Below are 26,507 nucleotides of genomic sequence, written 5' to 3'. Positions count from 1 at the left end.
TCAAAGCCCACACCATAACGTGATTAAAACGCTATTGATTCACTCACCAACAATAGGAAAGCTATTACAGGCTGCTGCAATAGCTTTCCTATTATTAGCGAACTGTTGACTTTGCTATTTCGTTGCTTATCCCTTAGCAACCGCTACCGCACTCACATCGATGTTTCGGTCAAACAATACACGCGGTCTAAATAAGATTTTAAACAGCAGCAGGAATGAAGCAAACTCACCAGGCGTATAGTGAGTTTTCCATTGACCGGGACGGCAAAACAGCATTTCGACGAGCGATCGCTGCTGGTTTAAACTCACTTGTTCAAAGCTAATTCGCACGGTAGGAAACTCATCTCTAAAGCCCGTGCGGGTTGCTTGTCCCTGTAAGGTGACTCCTTCTTCCATAATTTCTAGTGTGATGGGTAGAGATTCACCTAGAGGAATTGCCGGAAAGCCTCCCTGAGTTAGGGCAACTTCTGCCCCGACTTCAGACATCATGGTGGTGACACCCCAAAAGGTGCGATGCGAAACAGTTCCCCCTTTGGGACAATCGCCAGCTGTCAGACGTACCGTGCGACGCAGGTCAAACCATTCGTAAAGGTTCGGTCGCGGTACGTCCAGCAAAATCAGTAGCGCGATCCCCAACATGATCAGGTTGTAGCCGCTCCAGATCCAGCCTAAGCCAATTCCTTTTACCTGTTCGGCGACTTCTGGCGACACGGTTTGCTGCCATGCGCCTTTGATCATACAAATTCCCAGGTTGACCCAAAGACTCACTGCTGTTGCAATAAATAGGGCAATAAGCGGGGCCGCCAGCCCCCAGTTAAAGGTGTAGCGATCGCTGGCGGTACCTTTTGGCGTGACGTTAAAGCCCTTCGAGAATGGATTGAGCATCGCCTGAATCACCGTCAGCGCCAGCGGAAAGCACAGGACCAGTGAGTAAATATCAGATAACAGGGCTGAGCGAGAACGGTAGTTGAGCCAGGAAAACACCGTCAACTGCACAATGTAGTAAGGCAGAAAGAAATAGAGCAGTTCGGCGGCCGTTGCTCGCAGCGGAATCACACCCAAAAAGGAGTAAGCCAGCGGCATAACTAGGAATCCAACTCGCGAGATACTGGTAAACCAGTGCAGCAGTCCTTCCAGGTGGGCCAATCGCTGAAGCGGGGTGAGTCCAGGAATGGTCAGTGGATTGGCTTTGATGAAGAAAGCCTGGAGCGTTCCCCGTGCCCATCGAAGTCGCTGAACTGCCTGAGCCGCAATGTTTTCGGCAGCTAGCCCTGCACTCAACTTTTCGTCGAGATAAATCAGCCGATAGCCTTGAGCCGACAGTCGAATTCCAGTGAAGTAGTCTTCGCTAAGTGAGTCGGTGACAAAGCCGCCCATCTGTTCCAAAGCGCTGCGTCGCACGACAAAGGAAGTGCCAGAGCAGATGACGCTGCCTGCTCCGTCGCGAATCGGCTGAATTTGACGATAAAAGACTTCTTCTTCTGGGGTTAAAACATTTTCCAAACCCAGGTTGCGGGCGATCGGGTCGGGGTTGTAGAAGGTTTGAGGAGTTTGCACCAGGGCAATCTGGGGGTCTTGAAAGAAGCCCACGGTGCGGGTGAGAAAGTTTTTGGTAGGCACAAAGTCGGCATCAAAGACGACGAGCAGTTCTCCCTGGGTTTGGGCGATCGCATGGTTCAGGTTCCCTGCCTTGGCATGACGATTATCGGGTCGGGTCATGTAGTGGCAGCCCAATTCCTCAGCTAGTGCTTGAACTTCGGGGCGACGAGTATCGTCGAGCAGGTAAATATTTTTGTTGGCATACTCGATCGCCTGACAGCCCATCACTGTGCGCTGCAAAATAAACGTCGGCTCATTGTACGTAGGAATAAAAATGTCTACGGTGGGCGTAAATTTCTGATTCAGCACATCCATCGACAGCACGTCGGCTTCTCGGCGGCGATCGCGCACTCGCAGCATCAGAAAAAGCTGAATCGTGCCGTTGCTTAGCATCAGCAATTCTAGGAGAAACAAACCCAGGCTAAATACGCCATTGAGCGGGTCAGAGAGATTGAGGGTGGAGAGCGATCGCCAAGCCAGATAGCGCAGCGTCAGCGCAATCAAAATGCCAACCACAACTAATCTCGACCAGGTACGCGGTTGGGGAGACACCTTCATCACCACTAGCACCAGCACCAGCAGCGCCACCGTAGGAAACAGCAGATACTCTCCAGTCACCATAGGCACTTCTAACCAGAGTGGCGGATTTTCCTGTAGAAGTTCGAGTTGATCAAAGATGCGATTGATGGTTCCCTGACCAGCAAACCACCCACCCACCACTACACTGGCAATTCCAATCAAGCTCAGCATTGCCAAGGTTGCTGTTTGCGGTCGCATAAACCGTGAAGGTTTGCGCTGATCTAACTCCGTCTTACCCAATTGCGAAGTTGTCATGGCTGCCGTCTCCTACCGATGCATAGCTGGATTGACATAAATGTCCTACCTGAATAGCGGTCTTTCACGGTCTTTTTATATATACGCAGAACAAACAGTGTTTTGCGTCTAGCTCGGCATTTAATCTATCTATAACCTTCCGGTCTGATTTTAGTGGTTTAGTTTTTGAAAGGTAACATCCTAAATTAGATCTGCATTGAAAATAGATTGTCGTTCAGGGTTGTGAGCGCGATCGCGCTCATGATGTCTCCTGCGTGAATGGTAGCGCGGTGCGGCTACGCTACCATTCACGCTTCAAAAAGTAATTCATGCAGGAAGTCTATTCTTTAGTCACCTTAGATTAGAAGTGACTGAGAATTGAATGAGTGGGACTGTAGGAGTTGATGCCTAAATTCTCAGCCCGCAATCATTCTCTACTGATGATGAAACCCTACAGTGTGTTGAGTTGTTGGTAAGAAATTGTACAGTCATGAAATTGATTGCTCTGGTTTCGTTTGGCGTAGTTTCTCTCCTGGTTTTAGCTGGCACCAACGCTCAGGCTGATACTCAAACTGCCGCCCCATCTCTAGCAGCACAGGTTAAATCGTTGCCTATCACTGCTGAAGCTAGTCCCATTCAGATTGCTCAGGCTACCGCAACAAAAACTGGAACTTTTGTTGCTGCAGAGCATCCAACAGAGGGAATGGTACAGATTGTGACTGAAAATGGCGATCGCTACTTAGAGTTCGACGAAACATTTCGTAGCGACAGCGGCCCTGATCTATATGTAGTTCTCCATCGGGCTGGTGAACCTCCCGTTAGCGGCATCCAGGAACAGGACTACATCACGCTTGCCCCGCTGCAAAGCACCGCAGGAACCCAACGCTATGCCATTCCTGCGGACGTGAACCTGGATGACTTTAACTCTGCTGTCATCTGGTGTCGGATGTTTAACGCGACTTTTGGTTATGCAACGCTGGGGAGCTAGAGAATTAAGGATTGGAGAGTAGGGATTGCAAGTAATCATTACCTAATCCCCAACTCACAACCCCTCTCATAAATTTGTTTACTGATTAACACCCTTCTGGAATCACAAGTTGTAGGATAATAGCCTGTTTACCTGGAATGTTGCTTGGCTAGAGTTCATCTCATTGCAGATTTAGAAATGAATTGACTGAGGAGGTTTCCCTAAGCAATTCATTTCTAATCTGCAATGTTTTGAGCTATCTGAAGGTGCATCTTGTATAAAGACTTTAATTCTGAAGCGAGGTTTTATATCCAGATCTGGGTAACTAACCGTAGTTTCCGTAGGAGCAGGTTTTGCTGTTGAATCTTTGCTCCATCCAGGTTTTGTCTAGTAAACCTACCCGTACAGAGTCGTGCTTATCTGGCAGGGTTTGGTATTAGTTTGTGCTTAAAATTTGTGCTGTTATGGAGAGTTTCTAATGGGAGTTAAAGATTTTTGGGCATTAATCCATCCGGCGATCGCCGTTTTCTTTGTCTTTCCGCTAATTGGTATGGTCGTCAACTTCGCCTGGCAAACTCGACAACGACGGCTTCAGGCTAAAGAAGGCGGCAAAAGCAAAATTCCTCCAGTGGTGGGCAAGGAACATCTAGATCTGGGTCGTTGGCTTACAGGTGCAGTAGTCGGAGTTACGCTGATAGCACTAGCCTATTCAGTTGTGTTCGGATATAGCGGATTTATCACTCAGCAACGAGAAGGTACGCTTGAGCCGCTTCAGGTTGGCTTCATCGTCCTGATGTTTATTGCCACCATTGCCTCCCTGATAGTGCTATATCGTGCGAGAGAAGCACATTGGCGAGGCATCTTTGCCACCCTTACAGGTGCCGGGTTAGTAATTTTGGGTTGGCAAGATGGGGTTTATCGGCGTACAGACGAGTGGTACGTATCGCACTTCCACTATGGTATAGTCGCCGCACTACTAATGATTTTTTCGCTGGCGATCGTCCAAGACATTTACAAAGATCGTTCCAATCGCTGGCGTGTTGTTCACACGGTGCTAAACTGCATTGCGCTACTTTTGTTTGTCGGACAGGCAATGACCGGAACGCGAGATTTGCTAGAAATTCCGCTGAGTTGGCAAGGACCTTACATCTATAGCTGCGATTTTGAGAACTTGACCTGCCCGACTCCCGCGCCCCCACCTGCCTCTCAAATTCCTCAAGTTTCTACACCTGCCGCTTGATGGAGTTAAGTCTGGTTAATCTTCCGCTTTATCTGAGAAAAAGTTTGAGCGAGAAGTTAGGTTTGGCTTCTCTGAATACTGCTTAATCTGTTGGACGGGAATTTCAATCCGAAACTCTGTGCCCTGTCCAACTTGTGACATGCAGCAGAGGGTGCCGTTGTGCCGTTCTGTAACAATTTGGTAGCTGATAGATAGCCCCAGTCCGGTACCTTTGCCAATGGGCTTGGTTGTATAGAAGGAGTGAAAAATCTCTGCTCGAACGGCTTCGGGCATTCCTGGTCCATTGTCAGCAATACAGATAATGGCACGCGGAATGTCATCTGGGTAACCGTGTGCCACTGCTGTGGTAATCGTGATCTGGTTGCACCGAGGAGAATTTGACAGAGCTAAGTTAGCAAGTCCGTCAAGCGAGGTTTCGGCTGCGTGATTTTCTGAGGCTGAATTTTCTAAGGCTAGGTTGGCGATCGGCTCCTGAACGGAACGATTCAGAGGACTCCCAGATTCATATAGCGCGTCGATCGCATTGCTCAGAATATTCATAAACACCTGGTTGAGTTGGCTAGGAAAGCACTCAACCAACGGTAAATCGCCATATTTTTTGATCACCTTAATGCCAGTGGTTCCGGTTTTTGCCTTGAGCCGATATTGCAAAATCAGTAAGGTACTGTCGATGCCTTCGTGGATATCAACGAGTTTGACGGAAGCTTCATCGAGCCGCGAAAAATTTCTTAGCGACAGCACGATTTGACGGATGCGATCGGCTCCAATTTGCATCGAGGTCAGCATCCGAGGCAGATCTTCGACTAGAAAATCTAGATCGATCAGGTTGGTGCGATCGCCAATTTCGGGGTGAGTTTCTGGGTAATGTTTGCGGTAGAGTGCAATCAGATCGAGCAAATCCTGAGTATATTGACTGGCGTAGATCAGGTTGCCATAGATGAAATTCACCGGATTGTTGATTTCATGGGCAACACCTGCAACCAGTTGCCCCAGGCTAGACATCTTTTCATTTTGAATCAGCTGCGTCTGCGTCTTTTGCAAATCTTCTAGCGCCTGGGCCAACGCCTCAGACTGATGCTGTGTCTGCGCCAAAAACTCTGCCTGCTGAATCGCAACTCCCAATTGCGCTGCAATCTGAGTCACAAATTCAATTTCCGAAGCTTGCCAGCGTCGCGGACCAATGCACTGGTGAATGCACAATAGCCCCCAGAGGCGATCGCCCTGAAGCAATGGCGCAACCAAACTGGCTCTGATTTGTAGTTTCTCTAGGGCGATGGTGTAGCGTCCATCTGTCCAGGCACTAGAGGTATCTTCTATCACCTGGACATAGCCTTTGTCGTACTCAGTAGCAAGCTGTTCGTCAAGGTGATGATCGTGAATTTGGGTAGACAAAAGCGATTCAAACTCAGGCAATACGGACTCTGAGACAAATTCGCCTTTGTTCCAATTAGAGTCTGGGTCAAACCGGAACACACCGACACGACAGGCATCCAGCAACTCACGCACTTCAGTCGCCGCTGACTTAAAGATGGTACCTAAATCTAGAGATTCTCGAATTTTGGCAATGACCCGAAACAGCGCCTTTTGCTGATCAACTTGAGACTGCCCAAACTCTGCTGCCAAGACTTGTAACATTTTTCCAAAGGCTGCTTCATCACGACAGCAATCTCTCAATTGCTCCAATTGGTCAAGGTTCATGTTAAACCTACTCAAATCCAGGGATCAGTTTTGGGTGTAGCTGCTGCTTTCTGGTAGATGCGGTTCGCCAAAACCTTTATGCCTGTTTACATTCTCGAATTGAAGTATAGACAAAAAGAATCATAAGCGTAAACAAATCCTGACAGTAGCATCGAGGAATCGTTTTTGAGCGATCGCCAGGATTGCGTTTCGTTCGCAAGCAATGCTCCAAGCTCTATGGACATTACAGCTATTGAGCAAAATGGACTAGCATTGCCAACTAGAGCCTGGATTCATTTAGACAAACAACTGAAGAAAACAGCTAACTTCTAGCACAACGGTTCTTAGTCCTAAAAGTAACGACAGAATAGTATGTCTGATACTGCCCTATCTCAGTCTGCGATCGCCATTACCGTTAAGCTTTTCGCCGCCTACCAGGAAGCGTATGGTGTGCCAGAACTAACGCTAGAAGTTCCCGTTGGGACAACAGTGGCAGAAGTGCGCGATCGCCTCATTAGCGAGCATCCAGAGCTTGCCCAATGGCGCGACCTCACTCGCTTTGGGATCAATCTCCAGTTCGTTGAAGCAGATGCCGTTCTACACGCCGGAGATGAAGTAGTACTCATTCCGCCAGTTAGCGGTGGATGAATCAAGCAAGATTCTGGGATTCGCCAGAATCTTGACAAACTTACAAGAAGTTCCCGTTGTACTAGCAGTTGCTCCTGAAAAAACTGGACTGTTTCGCGTTAGAAGCTAAACGTTCTGTCTTGGGCTAGTTTGGGTAGCCTGGATAAAACTTGCCCAACTTGATAAAGGTAGACACTCAGTTGCAAACCGTTATCATAGTAGGCAATCATTGATGTTTCTTAACAAACCCAGGCGTGAATGGTTGCACTCTCCCCCAACTTAGCTAAAGTCAAGGCATCTCTGACCGAAAAGGTGCTGTTTGGTAACGAACCCAGCCCTGAACTGGTCGCGATTCTGCTGGTTTACTTCGTACAAGGCATCCTTGGGTTAGCGCGGCTGGCAATTAGCTTCTTTCTAAAAGATGAGTTGGGGCTGAGTCCAGCAGAAGTATCTGCCTTGATGGGAGTTGCAGCCCTGCCCTGGATTATCAAACCAGTATTTGGCTTCGTTTCAGATGGCTTGCCACTGTTTGGCTACCGTCGTCGTCCTTATCTGATTCTCTCTGGACTGCTAGGAACCGCCTCCTGGTTGGGGCTAGCATTCTTCGCTCATTCGGCTCTGACGGCGACTGTGGCGATCGCCCTTAGCTCCCTTTCTGTAGCGGTCAGCGACGTAATTGTAGACTCCCTCGTGGTCGAGCGTGCCCGTGCAGAAGATCTTGCCAAAGCGGGTTCGCTGCAATCCGTTTGCTGGGGAGCGTCCGCCTTGGGTGGGCTAATGACGGCTTATTTTAGCGGTTTTTTGTTACAACACTTCAGCACTCATACCGTCTTCATTATCACAGCAACCTTTCCGCTGATCGTCTCCTTAGTTGCTGGATTAATTGCGGAGTCAAGAGTTGACCACACCTCTGAATGGTCAGCAGTCCGGCAGCAGGTAAAGCAGTTGCGTGGCGCAATTGGTCAGAAATCCATTTGGATGCCGACGGCGTTTCTGTTCCTGGCGCAGGCTACACCGACGGCTGAATCTGCTTTCTTCTTCTTCACGACCAACGAACTGGGGTTTGAGCCAGAGTTTTTGGGACGAGTTCGACTGGTGACTAGTGTTGCTTCACTCGCCGGTATCTGGATGTTTCAGAGGTTTTTCAAGACTGTTCCCTTTCGCGTAATTTTTGGCTGGACGATGGTGATCTCCGCCGTCCTGGGAATGACGATGCTGCTGTTGGTAACTCATGCAAATCGGGCGATCGGTATTGACGACCGCTGGTTTAGCCTGGGTGACAGTCTGATTTTGACGGTCATGGGTCAAATTGCCTATATGCCAGTGCTGGTTTTAGCCGCACGTCTATGCCCTCCGGGAGTGGAAGCCACCCTATTTGCTTTGTTAATGTCTGTAACGAACCTGGCGGCTCTGCTGTCCTATGAGTTTGGGGCGGTGATGATGCATTGGTTGGGCGTAACTGAGACAAATTTTGAGCGTCTCTGGCTGTTGGTTGTCATCACCAACCTGAGTACGCTGTTGCCTTTACCCTTTTTGGGGTTACTGCCCAATGCTCAAGCTGAGGAGTCAAGTATGGATTTATCAGAAACCGTTGCTCTGCCTCCATCTTCAGCTCCCAAAGTGGAAGCCGATGCGACCGACCTACATCCCGTAAAAAAGCAGTTGATTCCGCTAGTTTCTCAATCTAATCTGCCTCAAACCGTTGAAGAGGCGCTCGAATGAGTACGGAGCAATTTCATTTATGCAAAGCTTTCAGCTTCACGAACACGCGACTTCTGTTCCAGTTAATTCATATCAGCTTGAAGAGTGGCAGAAGGGGTATGAGTCTCTTCGGGAGGAATTTGACTACTGGATCGATCAGGTTGAAGGAGAAATTCCGCCTGATTTAGAAGGAACCCTATTTCGTAATGGTCCGGGCTTGCTGGATGTCGGTGGGCAACCCTTGCAGCACCCGTTTGATGGCGATGGCATGATTAGTGCGATCGCCTTCTCCCAGGGGAAAGCCCATTTCCGCAACCGCTTCATTCGAACCGAAGGCTTTTTAGCAGAACAAAAGGCGCAAAAAATCCTTTATCGGGGTGTATTTGGCACCCAAAAGCCAGGAGGCTGGCTAGCCAACGCCTTTGACTTTCGGTTGAAAAATATCGCCAATACTCAGGTGATCTACTGGGGCGGCAAACTACTAGCCCTGTGGGAAGCCGCAGAACCGCACCGACTTGATCCCCATACGCTCGAAACTATCGGAATTGATCACCTAGACGGAGTGTTGAAGCCAGGCTCAGCCTTTGCTGCTCATCCCTGCATTGACCCATCCTGCGCTGAAGATGGGGGTGCACCCTGCCTAGTCAACTTCTCGATTAAGCCGGGGCTTTCTACGACAATTACCATCTTTGAGCTGGACGAGCAGTGCAAAGTAATCCGTCAACACGCTCACGCAGTTCCGGGTTTTGCTTTCATCCACGACTTTGCAATTACGCCAAACTACTGCATCTTTTTCCAAAACCCGGTTCACTTCAATCCAGTACCATTTGTGGTGGGATTACGAGGTCCGGGGGAATGCATTCAGTTTCAGGGCGATCGCCCCACTCAAATCATCGTCATCCCGCGTCACGGCTCAGCCCCCGTGCAGACTTTGTCTACTCAGTCAGGCTTTGTGTTTCACCATGCCAATGCCTTTGAGCAGGATGGCTATCTGTACGTCGATTCTGTTTGCTACGGCGCGCTTCCGTCGGTCGAGCCAAATGCAGATTACCGTCAGGTCAAATTTGAGGAGCTAGAGCCGGGGCAGCTTTGGCGCTTTCGACTCGACCTCAAAGCTAATACCGTCGAGCGACAGTCAATCGAAAGCCGCTGCTGCGAATTTCCCTTTGTGCATCCTAATCGGGTTGGACGTCCCTACCGCTATGTTTATCTTGGCGCTGCCCATGCTGCTGAGGGCAACGCGCCACTTCAGGCAATTCTCAAAATAGATATGGTTTCAGGTAAGCGGCAAGTATGGAGCGCTGCACCGCACGGCTATGTCGGCGAACCCATCTTTGTGCCTCGCCCACCCGCTACGTCTGCGACCGAACAATTTGAGGCAAATGGTAAAGCATTAGACGATGAAGATCGGGGATGGGTGCTTACACTGGTCTACGACGCGAAGATGGAGCGCTCTGAGTTGGTCATTTTGGATGCTAAAGATTTGACAAAGGAACCTGTGGCTCGACTGCAGTTAAAGCATCATATTCCCTACGGACTTCATGGTAGCTTTACATCAACTTGTTTTCTCTGATAGCCTCAGCCTTCGGGCGGGGGTGACTAAAGGGAAAATCCCGTATACTACTGGTGGAATTCGTCAAGTAAGGAACGTCTAAAGGAAACAATTCTTAAAAGCTAGACTTTAAAGCGAAAGGCTGCAACTCTTTCTTGATTTTGGGAGTCATAGAAGTCTAGCTTGAGTAGGCTGAAGGTAATCAGGGTAGCCAGATCGGGTTCTCCAATGTCATCTCAAATGTGCCGGTTATGCTTTGAGCGTCAGTAAGCGCCTCGGTTTTGCAAATTGAGTGCAGCTCACCCCAATTTACCTGCGGTACTGTTTCAGTTCATCTATTTTGGTAACTTGATGGAAAGTTCTTATACGACCTTACTGCTTGAATCTCACTAGTTTAGGGCTCAGGCTACTTATCTAGTTGAGTTTTTCACGGAGAAGCTCGATTAGTCGACTAGTAGCTTACGTTGTTTCAGTAGGGCATTCTATCCTCAATACCTCGCCAAGGAGTGAGATCTAGTGTTGAAGTTCACGATTGTGATCACCACGTATAATCGCGTCTCTTTACTCAAACGAGCAGTCGAATCAGCATTAGCTCAGACTGTACCTTCTGAGGTCGTGGTTGTAGATGACTGTTCAACCGATGAGACTGAGGCATATGTCACCAGTTTGGGCGATCGCGTTATCTATCATCGCAACACTAAAAACGTAGGACACTCAGCTTCCATCAATATTGGAGTCAAAGTAGCTCAGGGAGACTGGGTCAAGCTGATTGACGATGATGACTATTTAGACCTGCAGTGCATTGCTGAGATGAAACGAGCGATCGCCATGCGTCCCCAAGCGGTCATTTGTTCTTGTCAAGCGATTCAGGTAGATGAAAACGAGATCGAACTGAGTAGAACTCGGCAGACTGGACCTGGTAGATTCTTTTACGTTCCCCAAGAGGACATCCACTACGGCATGTTATTGGAGAAAGTGCCCTTTGGAACACCCGTTCAGGTTGCTTTCCGACGCGATGCTTTCCTTAAATCAGGCGGTTGGGATTCGAGCCTAGATGCTAACTGTGACGATATTGACTCTTGGATCAAGATTGCTCAGTTTGGTGATGCAATTTTTATCAACCGCTACTTAAGCTACCGCACGATTTGGCAAGGGGCACAAAACCGTAAGTTTTCTTTGCAGAAGCGGTTGGATACTAACATTTTGATGAAGCGCAAGATTTATTCACTGGTGAGTGAAAAACATCAGGCTAGTATTCCTTCTCTGTCCGCAATTCAAGATTATTTGAAGCTGCATTGGGGACTTGTTGCTCTAAAGCAGAGAAAACTGTTGGTGGCCTTAAAGCTAGCTACACCCGCATTTCTTTCTCCGTCAGCCTGGGGCATTTTGGCACGAGCCATGTCTGCCCGCAAACAGCCCACTAAAGCTAAAGAAGTCCGAAAGCTAGTGCTCACTGAGCTTGAGGTTTGACCAGCAGCTAGACTGCGTCGTCTCTATGTTTTTGGGGTTCTGCATCTGTTTGAGGTTGAACTTTGAGTGGAACAGGATCATATCCACCCGGGTGAAACGGATGGCACCGTAGAATGCGTTGGGCTGCCAGCCAGCCTCCCCGTAGTGCGCCATGTTGAGCGATCGCCTCAATCGCGTATTGGGAACAAGTCGGCTGAAACCGACAGGTCGGCGGAAAAAGCGGCGAGATCAGCAGCTGATAGCCGCGAACGAGAAAAATTAGCAGGGTTTTCATTGGGGATGGAGGTTTGGGAAAGCCTTAATTCCTATTATCCAAAAGCTGCCGCAGCTTTGGGTAATCGACTTTAGCATTGTGGCGTTTGTCTACTGGGATTTTTTTGACGATTTTGTAGTTTTGGATTTGTGCCCAGACAAGAGTTTTGTGGAGTGCATGGAGGGGCGATCGCTGATCGTCTACATTCGTCCAGCCTTTACTCGTAACGCCCGACTTGGGCTCAATCACTAACACTCTCTGCTCATTCTGCTGCACCACTGCCGTTCGGCGAATGGCTGGATGCAAAGAGGCGGCTGTCTCAACAGCGAAAGGATAAAGAATACCCAACTTGTCCTGAATTCGGGCACTACAGCGCCCTAGCAGCCACACCCGTCCTTGAGTATCCAGGTAGCCTTCGTCGCCGGTGCGGTGCCAGATGACTCCATTCACCTGGAATTTGGTTTCTTCATTGCCTCGTTCGTGCAGGTAGCTAGACAGAACGTGCGCGCCCCTAACGACGATTTCCCCTGCTTGCTTTGGGGGTAGACAGACTGCATCAAATTCGGTTTGAGAATAGGCACCGATGGGATTTCCCCACTGATGCGGCAAGATTCGCAGTTGAATTTCGGGTACGGGCAAGCCTGCAAGTAGTCCCTGTCCCTGAGCCATTTGCTCCAGGTCATGAGGCTGGATTTGCTGCCGCGAAATGTGGGCGATCGGTTCGGCTTCAGTGGAGCCGTAGACAGCGGTAACTTTAGCTTGAGGGGCGATTTGCTGCAATTGTTCTAACAGTTGCGGAAAGACAGGCGCACCCCCACTGAAGATGTTTTCAAAGCTAGGCAGGGTTAGTTTTTGGGTTTGGCAGTGCTCTACCAGACGCGCCATAAATGCAGGAGAAGCAGCGGTGCTGTGAGGCTGGTAAGTTTGAATCTGCTGGATCACATGACTGGCATTCACCTTGCCTGGAAAGCGTAGGTTTGCATTGGGGATCAAGCTGGTTACGCCAGATGCCAAATTCGCTAGAGCAAAGATGGGCAAGGTAGTTAGGTCAATTTTTCCAGCGGTTAGTTCCAGATTTTTCTGGAGAACTCGATGCTGAGCAATTAAGAATCCGTGCGATCGCACTACTGCCTTGGGTTGCCCGGTGCTGCCACTAGTGAAGGTCAACAGGGCTGGCGTGTCTGCCGTAATAGAAGCAATTTGGGTCAGCGGTTGTAACCTCTGAGCCGATTCCCAGCGTTTCGCACCGGGAACGGGGAAACCGATTGAGTATTTAACTGAAATTTGCTGGAGAGCAGGCGATCGCACCCTCAGCAAATGCGCTTTAGAACTGGCAATGAGTGCCTGAGGCGGATAGAGGGCGCAGCACCGTTCCAGATGTTCCTGTCCGGCAGATGGATCGAGGAACATAGCTACCATTCCCAGTTGGAAGACTGCCATCAGCGCCACATAAAGCTGTGCTGACATGGGCTGGAAAATCAATGCTGCATCACCTGCCCTCAGTCCTGACTGCTGCAACAGCGCGGCAGCCTGATTTGCGAACTGTAGCAACTCTGCAAATGTTAGAGAGCCAAATCGAGGATCGATGATGGCTACTGTATCAGGTTGAGTTTTTGCCTGACTCTGAAGGATTTCAGCAATATTCATTGAGCCATTTTATGGAGTGAGCGATTTGGCAAATAGGGCGTAGCCACGAATCGTCTGAGCATAGTGGCGGCTCAGGCTGCGGGAATTGTTTTCATCGTGCATCAGGGCATGAATGGCGCGGCTGTAGCCTCGTTGGTGGGCGATCGCCTGACATTCAGCAACCAAAAAATTTCCCAGTCCGGCATATTGGCGATCGGGCAACACCGCTACTGTTTTGATGATGACGGTACTAATTTTCTCGCCCCGCTTTGCCTGGAATAGATCGGGGATCGCAAACAAAAAGCCAACCAATCGCCCCTCATGCTCTGCCATCAGCACCAACTCAGGCTGAAGGTGGGGAAGTATCTGACTGTACTGAGCAGCGAACTCAGGGAAAGCAATCGGCGTGTAAAGAAAATTTTGGCGAAAGCTGGTGAGACAGAGGCGATAAATTTTTTCTAGCTCTGAGCCAAACTGCTGGAGGTTGAGCGATCGCACCCTTACCTCCAATTCTTCTAGCCGCCCTGCAACCCGTTCCAATCGAAGATCTTGCTGAGTCAAATCAGAATTTATCGCAGAGCTATAGTGAGCCAACGTTGTAAACTCCTGTGCCCGAAACTGATCGCACCATTCATCTGGATTATCCGGCTCCAAAAAGAAAATTGGCTCACTGCCCCGCTCGCTCAGCAACCGATAGCGTCGCCAGGTATTGCCATCTATCGGGGCGACTGCCATTGTGCAGCCCTGTTCCGACAACTGCTGGCAGGCATGGTCGAGCAATCGATGAGCAGCGTCCGCATTCTGAACTGCGTAATGCCCGATTAATCCTAGTTTCTGCTCGGAATAAGGGGGAACACTTCTCCACCAAAGAGAGCAGCGCCCGGTAATCGCGCCCTCCTCGACTAACACCCGATGAGCATCCGGCGAATGGCTCACAAAACTTTGAGCATCCAAAACAGACAGCCCGCTCAATCTGGATAACTCTGCAAGCTGATTTGAGTTCTCAATCTGAAGAAATTGGTACATCGGAGCCAAGCTCTAAAACCGCAACAGATATGGAGCTAACCCTAGAAGCGACCCGATCGCTGTATATCCAGCACGACAGAGCCAGTTGAGCGTATCGGTAGGGCGTTTTCGCAGAAAAGGTTGGGTGAAATAGTAGGCGATCGCAGGTAAAGCAATGCCCACCAGCGACACCAGTACGCAGAAGACAGACGTAAGGGATAGTCCTTCTAACAACAGCAACGGAGCAAACATGAGTAGCCACCCTTTAACCACATAGGTGGTTAGCAGTGTCAGGTTAGTGGGTTTCCAGTAGTTCAAAGGTGACATGCCAGCGATGCCGATGATGGCAAGGTTTGCAGCAAAGGACAGGGTGTAAGGGTAGAGAAATTCGGGGCGATTGAATGTGCCAAACAGAAATAACCAGAGCAGCCCCGCAGCCGCAACGCTCAACACCGCATAGATGTTATGAATTCTCTCCCAATGGGCATTCGGACTTTTGGAATCACTTTCTGACGGTAGCCAGGGCATTGCCTGCCGCTCTTCTAGCGTAAGTGGGATTTCTCGCTGCTTAATCCAGGAAATGAGCAGTGGATAGGTGAGAAACAAAATGGCCGGCGCCAGCAGCCATTGCCAACCGCCCAAGGTCCAACTGAGATAGCCGATGAAAGCAGTTCCCAGCAGCGCACTGTCGTTGAGCGTAGTGCGCTGTCGCCAGCACAGCACAAACGTAACCAAAATCAGGGTGACGATGAGCCGCACGAGTAGCGTCAGTGCATCCATTTCCAGGTAAAGCTTGAGCAAAATGAAGCCGCCCAGAGGAATGAACAGGTTGTCTAATCCCTGCCAGGCGATCGCCTCTATCAACATGACCAACAGTCCCAGAATTAGCGCAATCAGCAGGGTTTCTGCCCGTCCAATATCAGTCAACAGCAACAGCGGAATGTGAACACTAAGAAAGGCAATTGTGAAAAAGGTGATAGAACCTTCTGCGCTCTTGTATCCATCCGTAGTGGTGTAGTGAAACTGCCCATAACGCACGCCAATTACTGCCGCAACGGCATCTGCCAGGGTCAGAATCAGCATGGGAATGCAAAATAGCAGCGGGTCGCCCTGCGACAGCAAAAACAATACGCCTACGGAAATGGGAAAGTAAATTTCACCGAGCGATCGCCTGCCCACGCCACCCAAGACGCTGCCCAGTCGGGTTGTTAGTGGTTTGTAGAGTCGCAGTGCCAGCAACCAAACAATAGCGATCCCGGCTAGCACCAGCACGGGCAGCGTTTCGCTAAATAGCCAGGGAAAGCTGAGCGTGATCAGCCCCATTGGAATGTGCAGCAATTTCCGCACCAGTTCTGGATGAGGGGAGAAGTGGTACTGATAAACTCGCAGTCCAACCATTAGCCCGACCAGCGTAGATAGAACTAAGCCCATTGCAAGCCAGGGGTTCAGTGAGGCGGAGAGAGGGAAGAGGGACAGAGAGGAAGGGGTCATTTGATGATTTCCTCTACGATGAAGGCGCTGTAGAAGAAGGCTTTATCCTGAGCGTGGAGGGATTGTGCTAGTTCGGTCAGCGGTTGGAGTTGGTCTGCCATTGCTGCAGGTCTGCTGCGAGGCACAAGCATATTCCAATAGGCTAGCCGTCCGCCTGGGCGACCTGCTTTAACCAGGCGTTGCAGCAGTTGGTGATAGTGGTCAGGCGAGAGATATTCAAAAATGTCGCTGAGGTTGTAGTGGTTGATGGCATTCTCGCCAACGGTGTCCAAGAAATTCTCTAGGGAAATGCATTGCCATTCCAGGCGATCGAGGTTGTTGCGAATTGCGTCAAAGTTTTCTGGACGCAGGGTGTAGGGTAAGGCGGTGAGGTGCTGTCCGGTGAGAATCCACTGAAGGTAAGGGTTCTCGGCTGGATCTAAGGCAGTGAGGGCATAACGGGTTCTTTCTAGAATGCGATCGCCCACACGACCTTCCACATATTTGAAAAAGCTGGGATCGCGTCCCAGTCCCATCACAAAGCGCGAGAAGAACAGGCGAAACAGCGCTCGCCAGCGCCAGGTGTCCCAGTCTTGCTGATAGAAAGTTTGGCGTTGTTCGAGAGTGCCGCCTTTGAGCAAGCGATTCACTTGTTCTCGGTGATGGATCAGAGGCAAAATGTAGCGGCGAAAGATAGCGAAGTAACGTTCAAATCGTCCAGCCTCACCGATGCCCTTGCGAATTGCGGCACTCCTACGATCCCAAAACTGCTGCACATCGCCCGAAAGCTGCTTACGACAGCGTTGATATAGGGCTTCTCGGTCTTTACCCGATTGAGACCCAATCAGAATCAGCAGTTCATCATGACTCAGTTCTCGGTAGGCAGCGACTCGCAGTTCCAGGCAGGCAAGCTGAGCGGAACTCAGATCCAGAGCTATCACCCGCTCTGGACTGCGGCTCAGCATTGCCAGAGCGTTATCCCCGGCTGAGGCAATGGATAGACACACCTGTCCTGGCTGAATGTCTAACGCTTGCAGCAAGATATCGGCATCTTCCCAAACCTGAGCGTAGCGAATTTGAGAAAAGTCAGCGCGGGCTGCAATTTCACTGTCCATTGCCGACCTCCACCAGAGGTGAGGCAGAATCAGACGAATTGGGGGAAGGGGTAATTTCTTGGGAATAGTCCTGGGCGATCGCCTCCACCGCAATCCGTCGCACAATCCCCGTGCTGCCGTCCATCTCTACCCAGTCGCCATCCTTGAGCCACTGAGTCACCTGGGGAATCGAGACGATCGCCGGAATGCCCATCTCCCGCGCCACGATTGCGGAATGAGACAGCAAACTACCCCGCTCGACCAACAACCCTGCTGCCGCTGGAAACAGCATAATCCAACCGGGATCAGTGCGCTCTGCAACTAAAATGCTGCCCTGGCGCAGAGTTGCCTGCCTGGGATTAGTGATCACCTGCACGGGCGCACGAACGATTCCAGGACAGCAGCCTGTGCCCTTTAAAGAGTCTCCGTCGGCAAGTTTTACTCTAGCTTTAGGCTGGAATGAGTTTTGGTAGACGATGCCGTGAGTTTCAAAGCGATCGCCCGGAGCAGGCAACTGCCGATAGCGCTCAAACTCTGCCTGTCGTAGAGCAACTAACCCTTTCAAATCAGTGCAGGTCGCAGTACCGTCAATGAAACTGAGGATTTCGTCCAATTCCAGGTAAAAAATATCTCTGGGTGAGTTCAGTACGTCCTGCCCGTAGAAGCGTTTGCCTAGTTCTACAAATACTTGGCGGGTACGACCAAACAGGCGGGTGCGTTCAAATCGCAGGTTTTCGCGATCACGCACTCGTTCCCTAGCATTTTTCAACACCCAAGAGAAAATCAGACGGCGTAAAGGATGTCCTTGGAGGGATTGTTTTACCGTTGCTTCGGCCTGTTGTCTTAGGGAAGTGGTTGCGTTGAGCTCCTTAAATTCCCGTTGAAAAGGGAAACTTTGAGTTTGAGACTGCGCCAGTTGTCCCACCGATCGCAACAGCACCAGGGGATCGTCATATAGAGTGGGGCTTTCGAGCTTGAGTTCTTCTAGACAGCGATCGCCAAATTTCTGCAAATATTCCTGATACTGCTGCTGAAAGACTGGGATCAGCTCAATTTTGGGGAGAATCTGATCGAGTGATCCCCTGCACAGCAGTTGTACAAACGTTTGATCTTGAGTGGCGATCGCCGCAAGCTGCCGCACTCTACGAGCGGGTTCTGCGCTGATCATGCCCCCCTCACCGCTAACCAGATCGTTTTGCAGCGTTCCCTCCGTGTCCCCGCACCACTGAGTCGTCAGTTTTCGCAACACGCCGTAAAAGATCATCGCGAAGAAATCGTTGACTAGCGGTGCATCCCAGCGGGTGAGCAATTGTCCTTCCAGGCTGCGGTAATAGGCTGCCAGTTCATCTGGTCGCATTTCCGCCAAACTAGTTGGAAGATGAGATAGATCTAAAGCCCGTTCTAGCCGTTGATAAAATCGTCGAATTTGCTGAGGCAGGGTGAAATAGTTTCTGAGTAACCCTGCGATGCTGCTCATTAAGCGGAAACCGTCTTGCAATCGAGCTTTCCAGTTAGCTCCAATTAGCTCGGTCAGAATCTCAGCAGGCAGTTCTTCCCGAACGCCCATCATTTGCTCCATAAAGCGGCGGTTGACGGTGAATCCGGGCAGCAGGGACAGCACCCGATACCAGCTCAGTAGGTTGTAGTAGATACGCCCCTGCACTAAGCCCAACATGCGGTGGAAGGTGCTATCGTGCTGGGCGATCGCCCCTTTTGGTACGCCCATGATTTGGCAAAACTGCCGATAAACTTCCTCATAGGCGCGACGGGCAAAGGAAAACGTCAGCGGTGTAGTCACTCCGCCATAGCTTTCAGCAATGTTGCTGTTGTCCCAGATATTTAGCACTCCGTCAGGGTTAGGCATCTGCGCCAGAGCGGTAATCGGTCGAGCTTGCAGCAAATACAGCTTGCCAAATGGGTCGATCGCCCATTCGATATCCTGGGGACGACCAAAGTGCGCTTCAACTTGACGGGCAAGGTTGGCGATCGCCCGAACTTGCTCATCGGTGAGAACGGGCTGCTGAACCAGCACTGAATCCACTTCAACTGACGCAATTTCTTGACGGTCGGGAACATAGCGGTGCGCCGATCGCTTTTCTACGAGCTGCTGACTCACGATTTCACCCGCCCGATTCACCTGATAGCTATCTGCATCCACTTCTCCCGATACCAGGGCTGTTCCCAGTCCATAAACGGCTGAAACTAGGGCGATCGCTCTTTGCCCAGTCACGGGATTGGCGCTAAAGGCAACCCCCGAAACTTGGGCATCTACCATTACCTGAACCAGCACCGCTGGAGCGGTAGGGAGATCAAGCTGGTTTTCCTGACGGTAGGCGAGCAGGCGATCGCTAAACCCCGAGCGCCACACGTCCACAATCCGTTTTGCTACATCTTGCGGTTCGACAAACAAGAAACTATCCAGTTGTCCTGCAAAGGAGTGCTGCGCTCCATCTTCGTCAATGGCTGAAGATCGCACAGCAACTCGTTCGCCTTTAGGACAAAGTGCAGCTAGAGCAGTTCTCAATTCTGCTTGAACAGATTCACTAAGGTGAAGGTTGTCAAGGGCTGTGCGGACCTCTGTTGGGGTAAGGGGCGATCGCTCAGCCTCAATCAAACTGTGATCAGCTAAACCGCGATCAGCCAAACTCCGGTCAAACGCAGTTGGAGTTACGACAAACCAGCCAGGAATTGGTAATTTTTTTTGGGCTAATGCTGCCAGTGCACCAGCCTTGCCCCCCAGCTGATTAGCCGCGTTTGCATCACTGGCTTGAAGAATAAAGCTCATCGAACCCTCCTGGATCGACTTAGACCAGCCTTAACTGGCAAATTCCCGCAGCAGTACTGGAACAATTCCCAAACATAGATAAATGGTTAATGCCCAAACCCCAGATACCAGATCAATTCTCGTTGCCCACTGCCGCACGGGGTGATACCAAAACCGCCACGCCACAAACACTGCCGCTGTCAACAACAACAGCAACACAATGGTGAACAGTGGGGCAAAACGGATATACAGCGCTGCCAAAAGAGAAGCAAGTGTGGTCAGCCAAATCGCACCCAACCAGGCTCTAACTGCATTCTGTCGCCCCCACAAGGCAGAATAGGTCTCTACACCTCGTTCCTCATCTTTAGGAGCACGAATTTTGCGCCCGATCTCAAGTACCAACCCAATTAAATAGCTGACGACGGAAAACCATACTACCCCTTGCGATGGTGCAACGCCTGCTGACAGCCAATCACAAGCGGTCGCAGACAGCGCAATCAGTGGCATAATCACCATGTGGCTCAGCATATACACAACGGGATGACCCTTGAGCCATGCGGGTACAAAAAACTCTTTGGTCATCAGACCGAGATAGCCCCACACCAGCAGCAAAAGTGGTGCCAAAAAGGGAGACAGCGCCAGTATTAACCCTAGCTGAATAAAGGCGCTGCTAATGCCAACAATGCCCAGTTCCTTGAGCGAGACTAGACCTCGCGGTACGGCACGGTAAGGGCGATAGCGGAAATCATCGGCATAATCTTTAAATTCGTCGGCAATGCGTAGTTGGAGAAAAAATAAGAAGGTAATTAGGAAAGCAATGCAAGCTGCTCCAAAAGTTTGTAGAGAAGTTCTACCTTCAATTGGCCCGCGCAGCAAGGCTGAATAGCTGACTGCAGAAAAGCTAAAACAAGCAATCAGCAGTCCGTTTTTTACTAAGGGGAACCGTTCTTGTAAATACGTCCACCAGCGTCCCAGAATGTTTTGCAATCGTTCGAACATGTTTACGGATTTGATCAGGTTTCTTTAGGTTGAGCCACAGATTGAGCTGCTTTGCCACGGGCAAGCCGTTGATGGGCACGGGTAAACTCACCAGAGCAAAGCGCTCCAATGATAGACAACTCTCCTGCTAATAGCAGCCCTGCACCGACTTCAGCAAAAGCCTTGGCGTTACCAGCTCCAGCTAGCCCCAAAATTTCTAGACATGCCTGCTGGCTAGGTAAGCTTGTGCCTCCTCCCACCGTGCCTACAATCAGATTTGGTAGTGTCACCGCAGCATAGAGTGCCCCAGTTTCGGTAACTTCAAAGCGGGTGACTCCAACGGCAGATTCAGCAACGCAGGCAGCATCTTGCCCACAAGCAATATACAGTGCAGCTAACCCATTCGCGTAGTGCCCCTGAATGCCAATTGTGCCCGTTAAAGTGCCGCCGATCGCCGACATCTGCCAGTAGTTGACCATCTGCTTTGGGGTCGTGTGCAGCCGCTTTTGCACCAAGTCTGCGGGGAGGGTCACTTCAGCGGTGACTTTTTTGCCACGTACTGAGAGAAAGGATTGGGCGCTGGCTTTTTTGTCTCCAGATAAATTCGCTTCAACAAACGAATACTGAGGCTGAATCGGAGAGTGGGCTTGAATGTAGTCCAAAATTGCCTGAGTCGCGATCGTCGCCATGTTTTGTCCGGCTGCATCACCCGTAGTGAACTGGAAGTCGAGATAGACGTGATTGCCTTCGACGGTGATTCGCAAGTCAGTGAGTTTGCCGTAGCGGGTTGTGGATTCAGCGCATTGTTTGAATTGAGGCTGATGGGCAATCGCCCACACCATAAACTGCCCCACTTCTGCCAAATTGCAAAAAGCAAATCCAGGCGCACGGCTAACCCCTTCATTCAGCAAGACTGCGGTACAGCCTCCTGCTTCGCTAATCAGTTGACTGCCGCGATGGTAGGAGGCAACCAGCGCCGCCTCAGTCGTCGCCAGGGGAATGTAGTAGTCACCCTGAGCAAACAGCCCATTAACCCGCAGTGGTCCAGCCACCCCTACTGGAACCTTGACTGTACCGATGAAGTTTTCGATATTGCGGCGATAGCACTCCATTTGCTGTAGCGTCTGAGCATCGGCTAAAGCTGCCTGAGTCATAGGCTTTGCCTGAAGAATTTGCCAACGCCGCGCAATGGTTTCGGGAGTTAAGCGTGACCCACCGGGTATCTTGGGCGATGGATGGGTTTGCTTAGCTGCAAGCTGTTGCTTCAGCTGTTCAAGATTGGTCTGCGAGGGCGGCAACCCATCTAGCTGAGGTTGCAGCAAGCATTCCAGATATTCACTAGCGTGGCGATAATGAGTTGACATTGATCAAGCGCCTTTTTGCCCAACCGCGCTGATGGCTTTCTGATTGGGATGATATGCACAATTTATGCTGTTTTTCCTGAAACTAGCTTGCAATCTGTACCAGTCTGGCTGGCTGGAACAGTTGACGAAAGAATTTTAGACATTCCTCTACATCTATCTAAAGTTTAAAGTCCTTTCACAGTAACCGGGATGAAACCTGTAGAAATTCACTTTTGCTGATCTGTAACGGAAGTAGGGAGTTTGGTTTGATGCAGCAAAACCCTTGTAAGCCTTAGGTTTCGCTTTGCTTCACCAACCTACAATAGAGATGGAATAGAGATGGCACGTGCAAAAACCTACTTAATATGCCGATCAAACCATTAGTCCAACCTTGGCAGGCTCAGATGGGCTTTCAGCGAGATTGGGTTTGGCGAGGCTGGCAAACTCGCTATACCTACATTCGGGCTGCTAAAACGGCTAACCCAACTGCGCCACCGCTACTGTTTTTACACGGTTTTGGTTCGGCGATCGCCCAGTGGCATTCCAACCTTGTTCCTCTGAGCCAGTCCCACACCATTTACGCCCTCGATATGTTAGGCTTTGGGGCTTCTGAAAAAGCAGCAGCGCCCTATCGAGTCGATTTGTGGGTCGATCAGGTTTACGATTTCTGGCGCACCTTAATCGGACAGCCAGTGATACTGGTTGGTCACTCTTTAGGAGCATTAGTGTCCTTGACCGCAGCCGTCGCGCACCCAGAGATGATTCGGGGATTAGTGCTGATTACGCTGCCCGCCGCTCGTCAGGAAACGCTCCCTGAGTGGCTTCAGCCGATTGTAAATACGCTAGAAGGAGCTTTTTCCTCGCCTTTGCTGATTCGACCGCTATTTAACCTGATTCGTCGCCCTAATGTTTTAAGGTCAATTTTGCGATTAGCCTATATCAATCCCGAGAATGTAACGGAAGATGCGGTTGCCAGTTTTGTTGCACCAGCCTTAGATAGGGGTGCGGCTCAGGCATTTTGTCGGCTCTCTCAAGCCAGAACTAAGACGAACTTTAGCCCTCAAACAAAGCTGTTGTTGCCACAGCTTCAAGCTCCTACTCTAATGCTGTGGGGAGAGCAAGATAAAATTATTCCCCTGGCTTGGGGAAGGCAACTTCCAGCGCTTAATCCGCTACTGCAAATGGTGGAAATCCCGGAGACGGGACATTTTCTTTATGAGGAGCGATCGCAGCAAGTCAACGAGGAAATTCTTACCTGGAGCCGACAATTTTCTAAAACTGTTCCCTGAATTTCCTGAAGACTTAGCTGCGATAACCGTTAGCCAAACAGTTTCCTAGGTCAAGGTTTTGCTTATGCTCCTTGTCCTGCAACCGCGTCCGCCAATCTCGGATGGCTGCGGCGGTGCGAGAAATCGGAGAAACATAGCCATCTGAGCTAGTAGCTTCCTCCTGCTCTGGATTAGCCAAACGCCGCTGGGTGTTCATGCAGTCGGCTAGCTGATCGAGATGGGGTTCTAAGTCGAGAGCCCGGAGGATTTGCTTAGCAGAACGATAGCGATCGCGAGGAGAAATTTTCAGCATCTTGCCTAGGATGACAGCAAAGTGGTCGCTCACCTGCACAAACTCCTGCCAGCAAATCTCAGCCGTTGCCGGATCGTAGTCAAACTCTAGCGGTGGCTTGCCTGTTAACAGATACAGACACGTCACCCCAATCGCATAAATGTCACTGGCATACAGCGGTCGCAAAGAAAGCTGCTCTGGAGGGGCAAAGCCAACGGTACCGACAAAATTGGTAGTAGTTGCTTTCTGAGTCACCTCGCTAGCCTGAGCGATCTGTTCCTTGACCGCGCCAAAGTCAATCAGCACCAGACGACCATCATCCTGACAGCGAATGATGTTGGGGGGTTTAATATCGCGGTGGATTACTTTGTGGCGATGAATATAGTCCAGGACGGGCAAAATTTCCCGCAAAAACTGCTTGACTGCTGCCTCAGACTGAACGCCGCCATTTTTTACCTCTTTGGCTAACGTACAACCCTTGATGTATTCCTGAATCAGGTAAAACTCGCCGTCTAGCTCAAAATAGTCCAAAAGCTGTGGCACCTGAGCATGGCTACCCAACTGGCTTAGGGTCTTGGCTTCACGCTCAAACCGCTCTTTAGCTCGCTCAAGGATGGCTGGATTGCTAACCTTGGGGCAAAGCTGCTTAATTACACACAGGGGTGTACCTGGCAGAGTCATGTCTCTTGCAAGGAAGGTCACTCCAAAGCCGCCTCGTCCTAACGCACGAACGATCCTGTAGCGATCGCGAAACAGCTTTCTAGAACCGCACAGTTGACCCAAATGAGTCTGATGCTGAGCAGAAGAGCGCAGATTAGACAGCGTTGCAATAGAACAATCCATTCGGTTGAAGCAAGTTGGGTGGATCTAATGGGATCTGCTAAGTGGATCTAGGGAGACAGATAGCTTCAATATTAGCGCCAAGTACGACTTAGTGTGATGCTATTGTAAAGCCCTAATCCTGAAATTAGGATCAGAATTTGCAGATTCAGAACTTGCAGATCTCGAAAGTTGCTTTTGTAGACTCTTGTCAAACTTGTGGTAAGCCATAACTGTTCTCTCGGAGCAAGTTTTCTTGGAGTCAGTTTTTCTCAGAAGTGTTTGAACTAGAGTACTTCAAATTTGAACGTCTGGTAATGCATTGCCCAATTTGATGCAATTGTCGGTCCTCAAGAAGGTTTATGCATCAGTATTTTTGAGGATTAGTGAAGAATTAGCAAAGACAACATTGAAGGGACAAATCCTAAATTGGCAGAGTTGTGGGTTCTTGTAGTCTAAAGTTACTGCCAAAAGTCAACAACGTCGTAACCAAGGTCTCCTAACATCTGTCGTAGCAGCGGTAAGCTCAGTCCAATCACGTTAGTGTGACAGCCTTCCAGTTTTTCAACAAATAATCCCCCTCGTCCATCAATTGCGAAGCAACCTGCACAATTTAATGGTTCTCCAGTAGAGACGTATGCCTCGATTTGGCGATTGCTTACCTGAGCAAAGAAAACTCGCGTTACCTGACAGCGCACCAACGTCTTCTGCTGAGTTTGATCAATCAGGGCGTGTCCGGTGTAGAGTTCGCCGACTTTTCCTCGCATTTGCTGCCAGCGGGTGATCGCCTCTGCTGGATTTGCAGGCTTTCCATGGATCTCACAATTTAGCGCCAGCACCGAATCGCAACCCATCACCAAAGCATTGTTAAACTTTGGAGCAACGACCTCTGCTTTACGTTGAGCTAGAAGCTGCACAAATTCTGCTGGGTTCGTTGCCTGAACCTGCGATTCGTCAAAATCACTGGCCTGGACAATGGGCTCAATTCCAGCATCTTGGAGCAACTGCCGTCGTGCTGGGGATGCAGAAGCCAGCACAAAAGTGGGGACACTTCTCATTGGACTAAAAATAATATTTTTTGTGGAGAGACTAGGCGATGTTTCACGTCCTGCACCCTCCATACAACCCGACTCAGGTTAATAGACTGAAAAAGAACTCACTACATCCTGAAACAGGGCTTTCATCTTGGGCCAACGCCCTTCTGTAGTAGAGAGGTTCAACGTAAATAGCTGTCCTCGTCGAACAGCAACACTAGCTAAATTGTGGCGCTCTTGCTGGTTGGGCAGCTTCACCGCATACTCCAGCCAATAGTAAATTGTGTCACCAATCTGCTTTGACTCAGCATTGACCAGCTCTGCTTCTCGACCTGAATCAGGAGGGGCGATCGCATTTTTAGAAAGCTTGTAACCCACCTCACTGGGAGTCCCTAATTCCTGTAACGTCTTGCCAGCGGGCACCGGGCTAATCACAACACTGACATTCTCAGTTTCTTGAATTAAGTCATGAAATACAACATCAGGACCGTCTTCAACGCGAACCGGGACCCAACCATTGGGATATAAGAACTCGTAACCATCAGAGCTATCGACATATCCCTTCAAACCAGCCGCCGCCGAAACGCAGCTCTGCAAGCTCAGGCTTAATACAACTAGCAGGACGACTGCAATTCGCTTCAGCATTTTTCTAAGTTTCCTCAAAACTTTGGGGTAACACCACCAAAAAAACTTTTGGGGCTTTTCCCACTTTTATATATGTAACTTTATTGTCTCATCAACCGATGCATCCGTTGTACCTCAATCAAAGCTTCATTGCTTCAAGCAAAAAGCGCCCCCTTTTGGGAGCGCTTTTGCTTGAGCTGTGACTAGAGTCTAGCCAACAATGCTAGGAGCCTTCACAGAAGCGAGGTCGAGCGGGAAGTTGTGAGCATTGCGCTCGTGCATTACTTCCAT

At 50.0% G+C, this 26,507-nt stretch carries 20 protein-coding genes; 7 read left to right on the top strand and 13 right to left on the bottom strand.

Translation table 11 applies throughout. The features are described 5' to 3' along the window. Positions 1–126: 126 nt before the first annotated feature. The gene (locus H6F88_RS09500) at positions 127–2,433 is read right to left on the bottom strand and encodes a cellulose synthase catalytic subunit (protein WP_190642512.1); all 2,307 of its coding nucleotides are present in this window, start codon (positions 2,431–2,433) and stop codon (positions 127–129) included. Positions 2,434–2,902: 469 nt separating this feature from the next. On the opposite strand from H6F88_RS09500, the gene H6F88_RS09495 reads away from it, so the two are divergent. Together H6F88_RS09495 and H6F88_RS09490 are read left to right on the top strand one after the other, a co-directional pair. Continuing rightward, positions 2,903–3,400, top strand: a complete 498-nt coding sequence (locus H6F88_RS09495) for a DM13 domain-containing protein (protein WP_190642511.1) — start codon at positions 2,903–2,905, stop codon at positions 3,398–3,400. A 457-nt stretch (positions 3,401–3,857) separates the two neighbouring features. Next, positions 3,858–4,619: a DUF4079 domain-containing protein gene (locus H6F88_RS09490; protein ID WP_190642510.1), complete on the top strand. Its 762-nt coding sequence runs from the start codon at positions 3,858–3,860 to the stop codon at positions 4,617–4,619. A 15-nt stretch (positions 4,620–4,634) separates the two neighbouring features. Here H6F88_RS09490 and H6F88_RS09485 read toward each other — a convergent pair whose 3' ends face one another. Continuing rightward, positions 4,635–6,317 carry a GAF domain-containing protein gene (locus tag H6F88_RS09485; protein ID WP_190642509.1) on the bottom strand — a complete coding sequence of 561 codons (1,683 nt, stop codon included), beginning with the start codon at positions 6,315–6,317 and terminating at the stop codon, positions 4,635–4,637. A 351-nt stretch (positions 6,318–6,668) separates the two neighbouring features. On the opposite strand from H6F88_RS09485, the gene moaD reads away from it, so the two are divergent. The 4 genes from moaD to H6F88_RS09465 all read left to right on the top strand — a co-directional run bounded on the left by moaD (position 6,669) and on the right by H6F88_RS09465 (position 11,646). Continuing rightward, a complete protein-coding gene (gene moaD, locus H6F88_RS09480) occupies positions 6,669–6,944 on the top strand; it encodes a molybdopterin converting factor subunit 1 (protein WP_190642508.1) in 276 nt (91 codons plus the stop codon). A 237-nt stretch (positions 6,945–7,181) separates the two neighbouring features. Continuing rightward, positions 7,182–8,645 (top strand): folate/biopterin family MFS transporter, encoded by a 1,464-nt coding sequence (locus tag H6F88_RS09475; protein WP_190642507.1) that lies wholly within the window; start codon positions 7,182–7,184, stop codon positions 8,643–8,645. 19 nt (positions 8,646–8,664) lie between these two features. Further along, the gene (locus H6F88_RS09470; RefSeq protein WP_190642506.1) at positions 8,665–10,197 is read left to right on the top strand and encodes a carotenoid oxygenase family protein; all 1,533 of its coding nucleotides are present in this window, start codon (positions 8,665–8,667) and stop codon (positions 10,195–10,197) included. Between the two features lie 498 nt (positions 10,198–10,695). After that, positions 10,696–11,646 (top strand): glycosyltransferase family 2 protein, encoded by a 951-nt coding sequence (locus tag H6F88_RS09465; RefSeq protein WP_190642554.1) that lies wholly within the window; start codon positions 10,696–10,698, stop codon positions 11,644–11,646. Between the two features lie 7 nt (positions 11,647–11,653). On the opposite strand, the gene yidD is transcribed toward H6F88_RS09465, so the two are convergent. Genes yidD through H6F88_RS09425 form a run of 8 tightly spaced genes read right to left on the bottom strand, consistent with a single transcriptional unit; the run spans position 11,654 to position 22,200 of the window. Next, positions 11,654–11,920: a membrane protein insertion efficiency factor YidD gene (gene yidD / locus H6F88_RS09460; RefSeq protein ID WP_190642505.1), complete on the bottom strand. Its 267-nt coding sequence runs from the start codon at positions 11,918–11,920 to the stop codon at positions 11,654–11,656. Positions 11,921–11,944: 24 nt separating this feature from the next. Next, positions 11,945–13,546 (bottom strand): AMP-binding protein, encoded by a 1,602-nt coding sequence (locus H6F88_RS09455; protein ID WP_190642504.1) that lies wholly within the window; start codon positions 13,544–13,546, stop codon positions 11,945–11,947. Between the two features lie 9 nt (positions 13,547–13,555). Further along, on the bottom strand, positions 13,556–14,551 hold the full coding sequence (locus H6F88_RS09450) for a GNAT family N-acetyltransferase (protein WP_190642503.1): 996 nt from the start codon (positions 14,549–14,551) through the stop codon (positions 13,556–13,558). A gap of 12 nt (positions 14,552–14,563) precedes the next feature. Beyond that, positions 14,564–16,021 carry a hypothetical protein gene (locus tag H6F88_RS09445; protein ID WP_190642502.1) on the bottom strand — a complete coding sequence of 486 codons (1,458 nt, stop codon included), beginning with the start codon at positions 16,019–16,021 and terminating at the stop codon, positions 14,564–14,566. Then, entirely contained in the window at positions 16,018–17,115 is a 1,098-nt protein-coding gene (locus H6F88_RS09440) for a DUF3419 family protein (protein ID WP_190642501.1), read from the bottom strand. Before H6F88_RS09440 ends, H6F88_RS09445 begins: the two co-directional genes overlap by 4 nt. Next, on the bottom strand, positions 17,105–19,879 hold the full coding sequence (locus H6F88_RS09435) for a PEP/pyruvate-binding domain-containing protein (RefSeq protein ID WP_190642500.1): 2,775 nt from the start codon (positions 19,877–19,879) through the stop codon (positions 17,105–17,107). The genes H6F88_RS09440 and H6F88_RS09435 overlap by 11 nt, the downstream gene beginning before the upstream one ends. A gap of 30 nt (positions 19,880–19,909) precedes the next feature. After that, positions 19,910–20,857: a UbiA family prenyltransferase gene (locus H6F88_RS09430; RefSeq protein WP_199333529.1), complete on the bottom strand. Its 948-nt coding sequence runs from the start codon at positions 20,855–20,857 to the stop codon at positions 19,910–19,912. A gap of 14 nt (positions 20,858–20,871) precedes the next feature. Next, entirely contained in the window at positions 20,872–22,200 is a 1,329-nt protein-coding gene (locus tag H6F88_RS09425) for a hydroxymethylglutaryl-CoA reductase (RefSeq protein ID WP_190642499.1), read from the bottom strand. Between the two features lie 344 nt (positions 22,201–22,544). Here H6F88_RS09425 and H6F88_RS09420 point away from each other — a divergent pair, with 344 nt between their 5' ends. Further along, positions 22,545–23,468: an alpha/beta fold hydrolase gene (locus tag H6F88_RS09420; RefSeq protein WP_190642498.1), complete on the top strand. Its 924-nt coding sequence runs from the start codon at positions 22,545–22,547 to the stop codon at positions 23,466–23,468. 13 nt (positions 23,469–23,481) lie between these two features. On the opposite strand, the gene H6F88_RS09415 is transcribed toward H6F88_RS09420, so the two are convergent. The 3 genes from H6F88_RS09415 to psbP form a co-directional block, all read right to left on the bottom strand. Beyond that, positions 23,482–24,582 (bottom strand): serine/threonine-protein kinase, encoded by a 1,101-nt coding sequence (locus tag H6F88_RS09415; protein ID WP_190642497.1) that lies wholly within the window; start codon positions 24,580–24,582, stop codon positions 23,482–23,484. 437 nt (positions 24,583–25,019) lie between these two features. Next, on the bottom strand, positions 25,020–25,616 hold the full coding sequence (locus H6F88_RS09410; protein WP_190642496.1) for a nucleoside triphosphate pyrophosphatase: 597 nt from the start codon (positions 25,614–25,616) through the stop codon (positions 25,020–25,022). 78 nt (positions 25,617–25,694) lie between these two features. After that, on the bottom strand, positions 25,695–26,237 hold the full coding sequence (gene psbP, locus H6F88_RS09405; protein ID WP_190642495.1) for a photosystem II reaction center PsbP: 543 nt from the start codon (positions 26,235–26,237) through the stop codon (positions 25,695–25,697). Between the last annotated feature and the right edge of the window lie 270 nt (positions 26,238–26,507).

Source organism: Oculatella sp. FACHB-28 (assembly GCF_014696015.1).
Lineage (GTDB): Bacteria > Cyanobacteriota > Cyanobacteriia > Elainellales > Elainellaceae > JAAUTN01.
Note: the sequence above shows the minus strand (reverse complement) of the source record. Positions and strands in the feature narration are given on the sequence as shown.

Bases quoted from the DNA above. Each gene is read 5' to 3' on its own strand.
- H6F88_RS09500 (WP_190642512.1), bottom strand. From the start codon at position 2,433: ATGACAACTTCGCAATTGGGTAAGACGGAGTTAGATCAGCGCAAACCT.
- H6F88_RS09495 (WP_190642511.1), top strand. From the start codon at position 2,903: ATGAAATTGATTGCTCTGGTTTCGTTTGGCGTAGTTTCTCTCCTGGTT.
- H6F88_RS09490 (WP_190642510.1), top strand. From the start codon at position 3,858: ATGGGAGTTAAAGATTTTTGGGCATTAATCCATCCGGCGATCGCCGTT.
- H6F88_RS09485 (WP_190642509.1), bottom strand. From the start codon at position 6,317: ATGAACCTTGACCAATTGGAGCAATTGAGAGATTGCTGTCGTGATGAA.
- moaD (WP_190642508.1), top strand. From the start codon at position 6,669: ATGTCTGATACTGCCCTATCTCAGTCTGCGATCGCCATTACCGTTAAG.
- H6F88_RS09475 (WP_190642507.1), top strand. From the start codon at position 7,182: ATGGTTGCACTCTCCCCCAACTTAGCTAAAGTCAAGGCATCTCTGACC.
- H6F88_RS09470 (WP_190642506.1), top strand. From the start codon at position 8,665: ATGCAAAGCTTTCAGCTTCACGAACACGCGACTTCTGTTCCAGTTAAT.
- yidD (WP_190642505.1), bottom strand. From the start codon at position 11,920: ATGAAAACCCTGCTAATTTTTCTCGTTCGCGGCTATCAGCTGCTGATC.
- H6F88_RS09455 (WP_190642504.1), bottom strand. From the start codon at position 13,546: ATGAATATTGCTGAAATCCTTCAGAGTCAGGCAAAAACTCAACCTGAT.
- H6F88_RS09450 (WP_190642503.1), bottom strand. From the start codon at position 14,551: ATGTACCAATTTCTTCAGATTGAGAACTCAAATCAGCTTGCAGAGTTA.
- H6F88_RS09445 (WP_190642502.1), bottom strand. From the start codon at position 16,021: ATGACCCCTTCCTCTCTGTCCCTCTTCCCTCTCTCCGCCTCACTGAAC.
- H6F88_RS09440 (WP_190642501.1), bottom strand. From the start codon at position 17,115: ATGGACAGTGAAATTGCAGCCCGCGCTGACTTTTCTCAAATTCGCTAC.
- H6F88_RS09435 (WP_190642500.1), bottom strand. From the start codon at position 19,879: ATGAGCTTTATTCTTCAAGCCAGTGATGCAAACGCGGCTAATCAGCTG.
- H6F88_RS09430 (WP_199333529.1), bottom strand. From the start codon at position 20,857: ATGTTCGAACGATTGCAAAACATTCTGGGACGCTGGTGGACGTATTTA.
- H6F88_RS09425 (WP_190642499.1), bottom strand. From the start codon at position 22,200: ATGTCAACTCATTATCGCCACGCTAGTGAATATCTGGAATGCTTGCTG.
- H6F88_RS09420 (WP_190642498.1), top strand. From the start codon at position 22,545: ATGCCGATCAAACCATTAGTCCAACCTTGGCAGGCTCAGATGGGCTTT.
- H6F88_RS09415 (WP_190642497.1), bottom strand. From the start codon at position 24,582: ATGGATTGTTCTATTGCAACGCTGTCTAATCTGCGCTCTTCTGCTCAG.
- H6F88_RS09410 (WP_190642496.1), bottom strand. From the start codon at position 25,616: ATGAGAAGTGTCCCCACTTTTGTGCTGGCTTCTGCATCCCCAGCACGA.
- psbP (WP_190642495.1), bottom strand. From the start codon at position 26,237: ATGCTGAAGCGAATTGCAGTCGTCCTGCTAGTTGTATTAAGCCTGAGC.